Genomic DNA, 13208 nt, shown 5'->3' with positions numbered 1-13208 from the left:
GCCTGGATACCTCACCGGCATGCGCGCCTCTCTCGCCGCCGCCCTCGCGGCCCTCACGCTGCCCCTGCTCGCGACGACCGCTCCGACACAGGCGGCGGACGACGTACCACCGCCGACGAGCCGCACCGCCCTCCCACGGCTGAAGGTCACCGTCGTGCGGTCGGGGTTGGAGGTCCCGTGGGACGTCCAGTCGATCGGCAACGGCCGACTGCTCTACACCGAGCGCGACCGGGGCACGGTCACCCTGCTCCGCGCCAACGGCGACGCGCGCCGGGTGCGGTTGCGCGGCGCCCGGATCTGGACCGAGGGCGAGACCGGGATGATGAGCCTCCAGGTCGACCCCCGCTTCGCGAAGAACCGGCGGATCTACACGTGCACGGGGTGGCGGGCGGCGGGCGGGCCCGAGGTGCGCGTCGTCGCGTGGCGGCTCAGTGACGACCTGCGCTCCGCGCGCCGGGTCCGGACGCTCGTCGACGACATCGCGATCAACAGCGCCGGCATCCACGGCGGCTGCCGCTTGCTGATCCTCCGCGACGGTTCGCTGCTCGTCGGCACCGGTGACTCCCGCGTCGGGCGCAACCCGCAGCGCCTCCGCTCACTCAACGGCAAGACCCTCCGGCTCGACCGGATGACCGGCCGCCCGTGGCCCGGCAACCGGTGGGCGGACGCGAAGAGCAACAAGCGCTACGTCTTCACCTACGGCCACCGCAACGTGCAGGGCCTCGCGCAGCGAGGCGACGGATCCCTGTGGTCGGTCGAGCACGGCACCGATCGCGACGACGAGGTCAACCTCCTCCGCAGGGGCGGCAACTACGGGTGGAACCCGGTGCCGGGTTACAACGAGAGCGTCCCGATGACCGACTTCTCGCTGCCGGGCAAGCAGATCGGCGCCCGCTGGCGGTCCGGCCACCCCACGATCGCGACCTCCGGGGCCACCTTCGTCGGCGGCGCCGGCTGGGGGCGGCTCAAGGGCACGCTCGCCGTCGGCGTGCTGAAGGGATCGCGGTTGATGTTCGTGAAGCTCGACCAGCGCGGCCGGCTGGAGTGGACCCGTGCCCCGAAGGCGATGCGCCAGTACGGGCGTCTCCGGTCGGTCACGCGCGTGGGCAACGCGCTGCTGGTCACGACCTCCAACGGCAGCAACGACAAGATCCTCCGCGTGCGCCCGCGCTGAATCGGAGTTGGCTGGCTGAGAGTGATCCAGGGACCACTGTCAGCCAGCCAACTGCTGTCAGAACGTGTGCTCCGGGCCCGGGAACGCGCCCGACTTCACCTCGGCGGCGTAAGCCTTCGCGCCCTCGAGGAGCTGGCCGCGCACGTCGGCGTACTTCTTGACGAAGCGGGGGAGCTTGCCGTCGTCGGGACCGCGGATGCCCATCGCGTCGGTCCACACGAGCACCTGGCCGTCGCAGCCGGCGCCGGCGCCGATGCCGATGGTGACGATCTCGAGCTCCTTGCTGATCTGCTCGGCGATGTCGCCGGGCACCATCTCCATCACCACGGCGAACGCACCGGCGTCAGCCACCGCTCGCGCGTCGGCCTTCACCTTCTCGGCCGCGTCGCCGCGACCCTGGACGCGGTAGCCGCCGAGCGCGTGCTCGGACTGGGGCGTGAACCCGATGTGCGCACACACGGGGATGCCGCCCTCGACGAGCTTCCTGATGGTGGGCGCCATCTCGGCGCCGCCCTCGAGCTTGATCGCGTGGGCGAGGCCCTCCTTCATGAACCGCACCGCAGTCAGGTAGGCCTGCTCGGGCGAGGCCTGGTAGGAGCCGAACGGCAGGTCGCCGAGCACCATTGCCCGCTTCGTCGACCGCGCGACGGCGCGCGTCAGCGGGATGAGCTCGTCGACCGTCACCGGGAGCGAGGTCTCGTTGCCGTAGACGTTGTTGGCCGCGCTGTCACCGACCAGCAGGATGTCGATCCCGGCCTCGTCGAAGATCCGCGCGGTGTACATGTCGTAGGAGGTCAGCATCGTGATCTTCTCGCCGCGCGCCTTCATGTCGGCGAGGTGGTGGGTGCGGACCTTCCGTACCGCGGGAGCCGGGTTGGCCCCGCCGCCGTACGGCGCTGCTTCTTCGCTCATCGTCGAGCTCCTCTTTCCTGACTCGCGGCTCCGGGCGGAGTCCACGTTCGAAATCGGACACTCACGAGGCTAGACCCGCGGCCTCCCCGAGCGCGCTGTGTCGCTGCTCACCCCGAGGTCAGGCAGGTACGGCGTCGACCGCCGCCTCGATGTCGGCGATGACGATCCTGCGCATCTTGAACATCGCCTCGGTCGCCGCCCGCGCGCGGCGCGGGTCGGGGTCGGAGACCAGCTCGTACAGGCGGGTCGGCACGATCTGCCACGACAGGCCGAACCGGTCCTTGAGCCAGCCGCACACCGACTCCTGGCCACCGTCGACGAGCGAGTCCCAGTAGTAGTCGACCTCGGACTGGTCGCGGCAGGTCACCGAGAACGAGATCGCATCCGTGAACACCAGCCCCGGGCCGCCGTTGATCCCGCGGAACGTGACGCCGTCGAGGGTGAACTCACCGGCCAGCACCGTCCCCGGCGCGCCGGGACCCGCCTCGGTGTAACGCGCCAGGTGGCCGATCGAGGAGTTCGGGAAGATCGAGGTGTAGAACCGGGCCGCCTCCTCGAGGTTGTCGTCGAACCACAGGCAAGGCTGGATCCGGCTCGTCGCGATGCTCATAGGGGTGGTGACTGCTCCTGCTGGGCGAATTCATCGACGCCAACCATTTCCGGCCCGGCTCGCGTTGGATGGACGTCGCACGTGAGGAGCGGGATGGACGAGGCAGGGTTCACCGAGTGGGTGGAGGGTGTCGAGCGGCAGCTGCTGCGCTCGGCGTACCTGCTCACGGGTGACCTCCACCGTGCCGAGGACCTGGTCCAGGAAGCGCTGGTCAAGGTGGCTCTGCGTTGGAGGCGGCTGCGCGACGGCAACCCGACGGCCTACGCCCGCACCATCCTGGTCCGCGACAACATCTCCGCCTGGCGGCGTCGCTGGCGGGAGGTGACGGTCGCCGAGGTGTTCGTCGAGGGTGGCGCGTCGTCCGACCCCGAGACCGAGCTGGTCGTACGGCGCGCGCTGGCCCGCCTGACGCCGGCCCAGCGCGCGGTGGTCGTGCTGCGCCACTTCGACGACCTGACCGAGCGCGAGACCGCCGAGATCCTCGGCGTCTCGATCGGCACCGTGAAGAGCCAGAACGCCGCAGCCCTTGCCCGGCTCCGCACCGGTGCCCCGGAGCTGCTCGACCTGATCGGAGGAGCGCGATGAACGACGACGACAGGCTGTCAGGTCTCTCAGGCGTCCTGGACCGGGCGACCGAGAGGATCGCCACGCCGCACCTGGCGGCCACCACCCTGCGCGTGGCGGGCGCGCGGCGTGCCCGGCGCCGTGCGGTGGCCGGCACGGTCGTCGCGGTCGTCGCCGTGGTGGGCGCGGCGTCCTTCGTCGCGACCCAGCGTGACGAGGCCCCGCCGGCGCCGGTCGGCAGCTCGCCGGCGACAGCCACGAGCGCGGGCGGCATCGACCCCTCCGCGCAGCGGCTCTGGGACCCGTTCACGCTCGCGGACGCGCCGCTCGCGGAGTCGGTGCTGCCGGAGCGGCTGGACCCGCCGGACCTCCCGCCGAGCGTGCTCGACCACCCGATGGACGCGGCGGTGCTCGCCTGGCCGGAGGAGGGCGAGGACGTGAAGCTCCTCGGGGCGAACGGCGAGTGGCGGTGCATCCCGGGCACCGACGACGCCGCGACCAGCACGTGGTGGTATTCCAACCCGGCGCTCTCAAGCGACGGCTCCCGGGTGGCGCTGACGACCGAGGAGGGGGTGCTCGTCGTCGACGTCACGACGGGGGACCAGCAGGTCGTGCCGTGGCCGGACGACCTCGCCCCGCCCTGGGACACCGCACCCCAGGTGCGATGGCTCCCGGGCGACGCCGGCCTCGCCGTGATGTCGTGGCGCGACAACCGCGCCGTGAGCCTCGACGGCGAGTGGAGCGAGGCGCCGTTCGCCGGATACAGCGTCGCGATCGACCCGGACGGCGCGATCATCGAGCACCGCTGGAGGACCAGCGAGCTGGTCGAGTGGCAGGACGGCAAGGTGACAAGCCGGGTCGACTTCCCGTGGCAGGGCGAGCGCTTCGTCGCCCGGCACGGTCTCGTCGCGTTCACCACCGGAAGCCTCGGTGACCCACCGCGCGGCGGCCCGGTCGTCGCGGACTCCTCGACCGGCGAGCTGGTTGCCTACGCCCCGATCCGCGATCCGCACGCGGCCTACAGCGACAACGGCGGCCTGACCGCTCAAGGGTTCCTCCACGAGGACACCGTGCTGCTGCTCGTGAAACCCGACGCGGTTGCCGAGCAGCGGCATGACCTCGACACCTGGCACCTCGTCGCCTGGCACTTCCGCACCGGCGAGTTCGAGCGGGTCACCAGCGGCGCCGACCCGATGGGCATGATCGACGTCGCGCCCGACCTGGTCACCGGCGACTGAGCCGCGGGCCGTGGCCTTGTCGCGGGTGCCGCGATCAGGCGGAGGTCGTCGCCCACGCCGCGTTCGCCAGGACGTGCTTGCTGGCCGCGATCCCTAGACTCCCCGTGTGGACTTCTACTCGGCCTACGCCCACGGATTCGCGCGGATCGCGGCGTGCACGCTGCCGGTCGCGGTGGCGGACCCCGCCAGCAACGCGGCACGGACGCTCGAGCAGGCGCGGGAGTGCCATGACGAGGGGGTCGCGGTCGCGATCTTCCCGGAGCTCGGGTTGACCGGCTACGCGGTCGACGACCTCTTCCTCCAGGACACCCTGCTCTCCGCGGTCCACCAGGCCATCGGGTCGATCGTCGAGGCGTCGGCCGACCTCGGCCCGCTGCTCGTGGTCGGCGCGCCGCTGGAGCACCGCAACCGGGTGCTCAACTGCGCGGTCATCATCCATCGCGGCGAGGTCCTCGGCGTGGCGCCGAAGTCCTACCTGCCGACCTACCGCGAGTTCTACGAGCGCCGGTGGTTCGCGCCGGGCGACGACCTCCACGGCAGCGAGATCGAGGTCGCGGGCGAGATCGTGCCGATGGGACCCGACCTGATCTTCTCCGCCACCGACGTGCCGGGGCTCAAGTTGCACGTCGAGATCTGCGAGGACATGTGGGTGCCGATCCCGCCCAGCGCTGAGGCATCCCTCGCCGGCGCGACCGTCCTCGCCAACCTGTCCGGCAGCCCGATCACCATCGCGCGCGCCGACGACCGCCACCTGCTGGCGCGCAGCGCGAGCGCTCGCTGCTCGGCCGCCTACGTCTACGCCGCCGCGGGCCAGGGCGAGTCGACGACCGACCTCTCGTGGGACGGCCAGACGATGGTCTACGAGTGCGGCGAGCTGCTGGGGGAGAGCGAGCGGTTCCCCGACGGCCCGCGCCGTACCGTCGTCGACGTCGACCTCGACCGGATCCGCCAGGAGCGGCTGCGGCAGGGCACCGTCGACGACAACCGCCGGGGTTTCGAGGCTCGGTTCGCTCGCACGTCAAACACCGGCCACATCGCGAGTGACTTCCGGTGGATCGACTTCGAGCTCCAGCCGCCGGACGGCGACATCGGCCTGTTCCGCAAGGTCGACCGCTACCCGTTCGTCCCCGACGACCCGGCCCGCCTCGCCCAGGACTGCTACGAGGCCTACAACATCCAGGTCTCCGGGCTCGAGCAGCGGCTCGCGGCGATCGGGCAGCCCAAGATCGTCATCGGCGTCAGTGGCGGGCTCGACTCGACCCACGCGCTGATCGTGGCCGCCAAGGCGATGGACCGGCTCGGCCGCCCCCGCAGCGACATCCACGCGTTCACGATGCCGGGCTTCGCGACCGGCGACCGCACCAAGTCCTACGCGACCCGTCTGTCCCAGGCGCTCGGCTGCACGTTCGAGGAGCTCGACATCACCGCCACCGCGCGGCAGATGCTCGAAGGGCTCAAGCACCCGTTCGCCGAGGGCGAGCCGGTCTACGACATCACGTTCGAGAACGTGCAGGCCGGGCTGCGCACCGACTACCTGTTCCGGCTCGCCAACCACCGCGGCGGCATCGTCCTCGGCACCGGCGACCTGTCCGAGCTCGCCCTCGGCTGGTGCACGTACGGCGTGGGCGACCAGATGTCGCACTACAACGTCAACGCCGGGGTGCCGAAGACGCTCATCCAGCACCTGATCCGCTGGGTCATCGACTCCCACCAGCTGCACGACGGGCAGTACGACGACGAGGCCGACGCGGTGCTGCGCGAGATCCTCGAGCAGGAGATCACGCCGGAGCTGATCCCCACCGAGGAGGGCAAGAAGCCCCAGGCCACGGAGGACTCGGTCGGGCCCTACGCGCTCCAGGACTTCACGCTCTACCACGTGGTCCGGCGGGGCTTCCGGCCCAGCAAGATCGCGTTCCTCTCCTGGCACGCGTGGCGCGACAAGGACCTGGGGGAGTGGCCCCCGGGCTTCCCCGAGGAGGCGCGCACGTCGTACGACCTGGCGACGGTACGGTCCTGGCTCGAGGTGTTCATCAAGCGCTTCTTCGCGAGCCAGTTCAAGCGGTCGGCGCTGCCGAACGGGCCGAAGGTCAGCCCCGGCGGCACCATGTCGCCGCGCGGCGACTGGCGGATGCCGTCCGACGCCAGCGCGGCGGCGTGGCTCGCCGAGCTGGCGTCGGTCCCGGAGGACTGAGCGGGCAGACTCCGCCGGGGTCAGACGGCCTCTCCCGGCGCCCGGTGCGCGGGCTCCGTGTGGTGGTAGGCGGTCGACATCCGCGCCATGGCGAGCGCGCACAGGCCGAGCGCCAGCACGCCGATCGCGAGGTGCGCCATACCGTCGATCGCGAACAGGCTGCACGCACCGAGCAGCATCCAGAGGGCGAAGAGGTCGCCGCCGACCCGCGGCACCAGCGCCACGCATGCGGCGAGGGCCAGCTCGATGATGCCGAACCACATCACCGCGTCGGAGGCCGTCCCCGGAAGGACGTCGTTCGCCCAGGTGGCGAGATAGCCCTCCCAGTTGTCGGTCATGAAGCCGAACAGCTTGTCGAGGCCGAACAGCAGCGGGACTGCGATGAACGTCGCCCAGAGGCCGAGGTAGGCCTGGCGGGCGGCGTCCACCCGGTTGAAGGTCGCGAGGTCGTGCATCTCGTCCCGCATGTCGTGCCAGGCGTGGGTGAGCGCCATGGCCGTCTCCTTTCTCGAGGTCCTCTTGTAAAGGACGTCACATTCGACGGTAGACCTGGACGACTGTTTCGGCAAGACTGATGTCCGTTAGAAATCCGGACGGGACACGAGGGAGGGCCTCCATGCCGGACGACGCGTTCGCGCGGCGGGTGAGCAAGGTGGGTGCGCTGGCCGACCCGGTGCGCCGCGCGCTCTACCGCTTCGTCGCCGAGCAGCCGGGCGCGGTGAGCCGCGACCAGGCCGCGAGCGGCGTCGATGTGCCACGCCACACCGCGAAGTTCCACCTCGACAAGCTGGTCGAGGAGGGGCTGCTCGTCACCGAGTTCCGTCGCCTCACCGGACGCTCCGGTCCCGGCGCGGGCCGGCCGGCGAAGCTCTACCGCCGCTCCCGCAAGGAGGTCGCCGTCACCCTGCCCGTACGCCGCTACGACCTCGCCGGCCGGGTGCTCGCCGACGCCGTCGAGCGGTCGCTGGCGGGCACGCCGATGCAGGAGGCGCTCGACGCCTGCGCGGCCGACGCGGCCCGGGCGATGGTCGAGGAGGTCGCGCCCTCGGGTGAGGGGAGCGACGCGGTCCGCGAGGTGCTCGACCGGCTCGGGTACGAGCCGCGTGAGGGGAGCGAGGGCGACATGGTGCTCCGCAACTGCCCCTACGCCCGCCTCGCCGCCAGTCACGTCGACCTGGTCTGCGGCGTCAACGAGACGTTCGTCCGTGGAGTCGCGGACGAGGTCGGGTGCACCGCCGGCGTACGGCGCCGCGGGGACGGCCCGGCACCGACGGGCTGCTGCGTCACCGTCACGGAACAGACCTGACCAGCACGCGCATCGCCGTACCCCTAGGCTCTGCCCCATGGGCAAGCAAGAGGACTTCGTACTCCGCGCTCTCGAGGAGCGTGACGTCCGGTTCGTCCGGCTCTGGTTCACCGACGTGCTGGGCTTCTTGAAGTCCGTCGCGGTGGCCCCGGCCGAGCTCGAGGGCGCCTTCGCCGAGGGCATCGGGTTCGACGGCTCGGCGATCGAGGGCTTCGCCCGGGTGTCCGAGGCCGACATGCTCGCCAAGCCCGATCCGTCGACGTTCCAGATCCTCCCGTGGCGCGGCGAGGGGCCCTCCACGGCGCGCATGTTCTGCGACATCCTGCTGCCCGACGGCTCGGCGTCGTACGCCGACCCGCGCAACGTCCTGAAGCGCACGCTCGCGAAGGCCGGCGACCAGGGCTTCACGTTCTACACGCACCCCGAGATCGAGTTCTACCTGTTCAAGGACCAGCCGGAGAACGGCGGGGAGCCCGAGCCGATCGACCGGAGTGGCTACTTCGACCACTCCGCACACTCGCACGGCTCCGACTTCCGGCGCGAGGCGATCACGATGCTCGAGGCGATGGGCATCTCGGTGGAGTTCAGCCACCACGAGGGCGGGCCCGGCCAGCAGGAGATCGACCTGCGCTACGCCGACGCGCTCACCACAGCCGACAACATCATGACGTTCCGCACGGTCGTGCGGGAGGTGGCGCTGGCGCAGGGCATCTGGGCGACGTTCATGCCCAAGCCGTTCACGACGCACCCCGGCTCCGGCATGCACACCCACGTCTCGCTCTTCGAGGGCGACCAGAACGCCTTCTACGAGCCGGGCTCCGAGTACCAGCTCTCCAAGACCGGCCGCGGCTTCATCGCGGGCGTCCTCCAGCACGCCGGCGAGATCAGCGTGGTGACCAACCAGTGGGTCAACTCCTACAAGCGGATGATGTTCGGCGGCGAGGCGCCGTCCTACATCTGCTGGGGCCACAACAACCGCTCGGCCATGGTCCGGGTGCCGATGTACAAGCCCAACAAGGGCCAGTCCACCCGCATCGAGCTGCGCACGATCGACGCCGCCTGCAACCCCTACCTGGCGTTCGCCGCGGTGCTCGCCGCCGGGCTCAAGGGCGTGCAGGAGGGCTACGAGCTGCCGCGCGAGGCCGAGGACGACGTCTGGGCGCTCACCGACAAGGAGCGCCGCAGCCTCGGCATCGACCCGCTGCCCAAGAACCTCAACGAGGCGATCGAGATCGCCGAGCGGTCCGAGCTGCTGGCAGAGACGCTGGGGGAGCAGGTCTTCGACTACTTCCTCCGCAACAAGCGCGCCGAGTGGGACGACTACCGCGGCCAGGTGTCGGCCTTCGAGCGGGACCAGATGCTCCCCGTCCTGTGACAGCCGGCCGGGCCCACTCCCGCAGCGACCTGCTGCGGCTCGGCTTCGCCGACATCGACCGGGCCGTGGACGGCCTGGCGGAGCTCGGCGAGGTCGGGGTCCGGCTGCTCGCCTACCTGGGCCGTACGGCGGACCCGGACGCCGCCGTCGCCGGGCTGGTGCGCCTCGCCGAGTCCGTGGATGACCGCGACGCGCTGCTGGAGAGCGTGGCGGACGACGAGGGTACGGCGATGCGCCTCCTGCGTGTGCTCGGCGCGAGCACGGCGCTGGCCGACCACCTGGCCAACCACCCGGAGCACTGGCGCGAGCTCACCGACCCGACGCTCGGGTCGACCCGGCCGGCGGCGTACTGGCTGCGTGACCGGCTGCTGCGGGCCGTCGGCGCCGACCCCGACGCCGTCGCACCGGTCGCGACGCTGGCCGACGGCGAGGCGGTCAACGCGCTGCGCGTCGAGTACCGCCGCCTCCTGCTCCGCCTCGCCGCCCGCGACCTCGCCCACGACCTCGGCGTCGACGACGCGGCGGCCGAGCTCTCCGACCTCGCCGCCGGGACGCTCGAGGCGGCGCTGGCGGTCGCACGGCAGCGGGTCGGCCCCGAGTCGGCCGACGTCCGTCTCGCCGTGATCGCGATGGGCAAGTGCGGCGCCCGCGAGCTCAACTACGTCTCCGACGTCGACGTGATCTTCGTCCACGAGCCGGCCACGGAGGGGGCTGATGATGCTGCGGTCGGCCGCACCGCGGTCCGGCTCGCGTCGCACCTCATCCAGGTCTGCTCCGACCACACCGCGGAGGGCACGATCTGGCAGGTCGACGCCGCGCTCCGTCCGGAGGGCAAGGCCGGCGCGCTCAGCCGCACGATGACCGGCCACCGCGGCTACTACGAGCGGTGGGCGGAGCCGTGGGAGTTCCAGGCGCTGCTCAAGGCCCGCCCCGTGGCGGGCGACCTCGAGCTGGGCCGCGAGTTCACCGCGATGGTCGAGCCGATGGTCTGGTCGGTCGCCGACCGGCCCGGCTTCGTCGAGGCGGCGCGCGCGATGCGCAAGCGCGTCGTCGACCACATCCCGGCCAACGTCGTGGAGCGCGAGCTCAAGCTCGGTCCCGGCGGCCTGCGCGACGTGGAGTTCGCGATCCAGCTGCTCCAGCTCGTGCACGGCCGCGCGGACGAGCAGATCCGGCTGCCCACGACGCTCAGCGCGCTGGCCCGCCTGATCGACGGCGGCTACGTCGGCCGCCCTGACGGTGAGGCGCTGCACGACGCCTACGCGTTCCTCCGCAAGCTCGAGCACCGGATCCAGCTGCACCGGTTGCGCCGTACGCACATCGTCCCCGACGACGAGGCCGCGCTGCGGCGGCTCGGGCGCAGCCTCGGGTTCACCAAGCAGCCCGACGTCAACCTGGTGCGCACCTGGGAGCACCACCGCCGCGAGGTCAGCCGGCTCCACCAGAAACTCTTCTACCGCCCGCTGCTCACCGCGGTCGCCCAGATCAGCGGCGACGAGGCGCGGCTGTCGTCGGAGGCGGCGCGGGCGCGGATGTCGGCGCTCGGGTACGACGATCCCGCCGGCGCGCTGCGGCACCTGGAGGCGCTGACCTCCGGCATGTCCCGCACGGCCAGCATCCAGCGCACCCTGCTGCCGGCGATGCTCCAGTGGTTCGCCGAGGGGGCCGACCCCGACGCCGGCCTGTTCGGCTTCCGCCGGATCAGCGAGGCGCTCGGCAGCACGCCCTGGTACCTCTCGACGCTGCGCGACGAGGGCGAGGTGTCCGAGCGGCTCGCCCACCTGCTCGCGACGTCGCGCTACTGCACCGACCTCCTCGAGCGCGAGCCCCAGGGCGTGCGGCTGCTCGGCGGCGACCTCCAGCCGCTGGAGTCGGCCGTGCTCGTCGACGAGATGCTCGCGACCGCGCAGCGCCAGGAGACGCTGGAGAAGTCGGTCCGCTCCGTCCGGGCCGTACGGCGCCGCGAGCTGCTGCGGATCGCTGCCGGCGACGTGCTCGGGCTGACCGACGTCGCCGACGTCGGCCGCGCGCTCACTCGGCTCACCGACGCCACGCTCGAGGCCACGCTCGCGGTCACCGAGGACGCCGTGCGGCGACAGCGCGGCCTGGACCGGACGCCCACCCGGCTCGCCATCATCGCGATGGGCCGCTACGGCGGCTTCGAGCTGGCCTACGGCAGCGACGCCGACGTGCTGTTCGTGCACGACCCGGTGCCCGGCGCCGACGCGCACGCCGCGGCGTCGTACGCCAAGGCAGTGTTCGAGGAGCTGCGGCGCTCGCTGGCCAGCCCCGGTCCGGACCCCGCCCTGGTGGTGGACGCGGACCTGCGCCCGGAGGGCAAGCAGGGGCCGCTGGTGCGCACCCTCGACTCCTACGCCGCGTACTACGCCAAGTGGTCGCACGTCTGGGAGGCGCAGGCCCTGCTGCGCGCCGACGCCGTCGTCGGCGACCGCGGTCTGCGCGACCGGTTCACCGAGCTGATCGACCCGCTGCGCTACCCGGCGGGCGGGCTCTCCGAGGACGACGTGATCGAGGTGCGCCGGATCAAGGCGCGCGTCGACACCGAGCGGCTGCCGCGCGGCGCCGACCCGGCGCTGCACCTCAAGCTGGGCCGCGGCGGCCTGGCCGACGTCGAGTGGACGGTCCAGCTGCTCCAGCTGCGGCACGGCGCCGAGGTGACCGGGCTGCGCACCGCCGAGACCCTCGCCGCGCTCGACGCCGCGACCGAGGCCGGGCTGCTCGAGCAGGCCGACGCCGACCAGCTCACCACCGCGTGGCGCACGGTCAGCCGGGTGCGCAACGCCGTGGTCCTGGCGCGGGGGCGCGCGGGCGACCAGCTGCCGAGCGATCCTCGCGAGAGGCGGGCCGTCGCCGGCATCGTCGGCTACCCGCTCGACCACAGCGACGAGTTCATCAACGACTACCTGCGGGTCACCCGGCGGGCCAGGGCGGTGGTCGACCGGGTCTTCTGGGAGTGACCCGGATTTCTCGGCGGGGTGCTTAGGCAAGCCGAACAGATGTATGGCATGATTCTTTCGTCGGGCCGCGACCGACCCCCCCAGAGGTCGCGGCCCGATGCCTATTTCTCGGCTGCCCCCGATGCCGACGTTTCAATCGCCGGACCCTAGGCTCGCGGCTCGTGACCACCGCTGAGCTCGTCGTGCTGGCGTTCGCCCTCGCCATGGACGCCGTCGCCGTGTCCCTCGCGGAGGGCCTCCGGCTCCGTCGGCCACCGTGGCGGGCCGCCCTGCTGATGGCGGCGATGTTCGGCCTGTTCCAGGCGCTGATGCCGGTGCTCGGCTGGGTGCTGGCGTTCTGGGCCGCCGACGCCGTCAGCGAGGCGACGCCGTGGATCGCGTTCGGGCTACTCGCGATCATCGGCGGGAAGATGATCAAGGAGTCGTTCGAGGACGAGGACGACCACACCACGCCGGTCGTGACCGTCCGGTCGGTGCTGCCGCTGGCGATCGCGACGTCGATCGACGCCGCGGCCGTCGGCGTGACGTTCGGCGTGCTCGAGGTCTCCGTCGCCCCGGCGGTCACCCTGATCGGGGTCGTCACGTTCGCGCTCTCGCTGGGCGCGGTCTTCATCGGCGCGCGGGCGGGGGAGCGGCTCGGCCGCTGGGCCACCCTGGTCGGCGGCGTGATCCTGGTCGGGATCGGGCTCCGGATCCTGCTCAGCCACCTGCTGGGGTGACCCTCGGCGCATCAGGGGGCCTTCCCGAGCAACGCCGGGCCGCGACACGCCGTATGGCGACCGCGTGTCGCGGCCCTGCTGCGTCTGGCGTGGCCTGTGGATGAAGTCAGCAGCGGCAGGCCCGACTGGCGGACACTTGCG

General features: G+C 71.9%; 11 protein-coding genes. 8 read left to right on the top strand and 3 right to left on the bottom strand.

The features are described 5' to 3' along the window. The first annotated feature begins 19 nt into the window (after nt 1-19). Nucleotides 20-1174 carry a PQQ-dependent sugar dehydrogenase gene (locus HNR19_RS12685; RefSeq protein ID WP_179668257.1) on the top strand — a complete coding sequence of 385 codons (1155 nt, stop codon included), beginning with the start codon at nt 20-22 and terminating at the stop codon, nt 1172-1174. 57 nt (nt 1175-1231) lie between these two features. Here HNR19_RS12685 and panB read toward each other — a convergent pair whose 3' ends face one another. Together panB and HNR19_RS12675 are read right to left on the bottom strand one after the other, a co-directional pair. Continuing rightward, complete coding sequence (gene panB / locus HNR19_RS12680; protein ID WP_179668256.1) at nt 1232-2086, bottom strand: 3-methyl-2-oxobutanoate hydroxymethyltransferase; 855 nt, start codon at nt 2084-2086, stop codon at nt 1232-1234. A 118-nt stretch (nt 2087-2204) separates the two neighbouring features. Then, nucleotides 2205-2696, bottom strand: coding sequence for a VOC family protein (locus HNR19_RS12675; RefSeq protein WP_179668255.1), 492 nt, complete (start codon nt 2694-2696; stop codon nt 2205-2207). Between the two features lie 93 nt (nt 2697-2789). Between HNR19_RS12675 and HNR19_RS12670 the strand changes: the two genes are divergently transcribed. The 3 genes from HNR19_RS12670 (at nt 2790) to HNR19_RS12660 (ending at nt 6689) form a co-directional block, all read left to right on the top strand. Continuing rightward, on the top strand, nt 2790-3281 hold the full coding sequence (locus tag HNR19_RS12670; protein ID WP_179668254.1) for a SigE family RNA polymerase sigma factor: 492 nt from the start codon (nt 2790-2792) through the stop codon (nt 3279-3281). Then, nucleotides 3278-4498, top strand: coding sequence for a hypothetical protein (locus tag HNR19_RS12665; RefSeq protein ID WP_179668253.1), 1221 nt, complete (start codon nt 3278-3280; stop codon nt 4496-4498). Before HNR19_RS12670 ends, HNR19_RS12665 begins: the two co-directional genes overlap by 4 nt. 106 nt (nt 4499-4604) lie before the next feature. Beyond that, nucleotides 4605-6689: an NAD(+) synthase gene (locus tag HNR19_RS12660; protein ID WP_179668252.1), complete on the top strand. Its 2085-nt coding sequence runs from the start codon at nt 4605-4607 to the stop codon at nt 6687-6689. Between the two features lie 20 nt (nt 6690-6709). On the opposite strand, the gene HNR19_RS12655 is transcribed toward HNR19_RS12660, so the two are convergent. Further along, nucleotides 6710-7183, bottom strand: a complete 474-nt coding sequence (locus HNR19_RS12655) for a hypothetical protein (RefSeq protein WP_179668251.1) — start codon at nt 7181-7183, stop codon at nt 6710-6712. 122 nt (nt 7184-7305) lie between these two features. Between HNR19_RS12655 and HNR19_RS12650 the strand changes: the two genes are divergently transcribed. The 4 genes from HNR19_RS12650 to HNR19_RS12635 all read left to right on the top strand — a co-directional run bounded on the left by HNR19_RS12650 (nt 7306) and on the right by HNR19_RS12635 (nt 13067). Beyond that, nucleotides 7306-7995 carry a helix-turn-helix transcriptional regulator gene (locus HNR19_RS12650; protein ID WP_179668250.1) on the top strand — a complete coding sequence of 230 codons (690 nt, stop codon included), beginning with the start codon at nt 7306-7308 and terminating at the stop codon, nt 7993-7995. Between the two features lie 37 nt (nt 7996-8032). After that, a complete protein-coding gene (locus HNR19_RS12645) occupies nt 8033-9370 on the top strand; it encodes a glutamine synthetase family protein (RefSeq protein WP_179668249.1) in 1338 nt (445 codons plus the stop codon). Continuing rightward, entirely contained in the window at nt 9367-12348 is a 2982-nt protein-coding gene (locus HNR19_RS12640; protein WP_179668248.1) for a bifunctional [glutamine synthetase] adenylyltransferase/[glutamine synthetase]-adenylyl-L-tyrosine phosphorylase, read from the top strand. Before HNR19_RS12645 ends, HNR19_RS12640 begins: the two co-directional genes overlap by 4 nt. A gap of 161 nt (nt 12349-12509) precedes the next feature. Next, a complete protein-coding gene (locus HNR19_RS12635; protein WP_218910238.1) occupies nt 12510-13067 on the top strand; it encodes a manganese efflux pump in 558 nt (185 codons plus the stop codon). The last annotated feature ends 141 nt before the right edge of the window (nt 13068-13208 follow it).

The sequence above is a fragment of the Nocardioides thalensis genome, assembly GCF_013410655.1.
Taxonomy (GTDB): Bacteria; Actinomycetota; Actinomycetes; order Propionibacteriales; family Nocardioidaceae; genus Nocardioides; species Nocardioides thalensis.
This window is presented reverse-complemented; position numbering and strand designations above follow the sequence as displayed.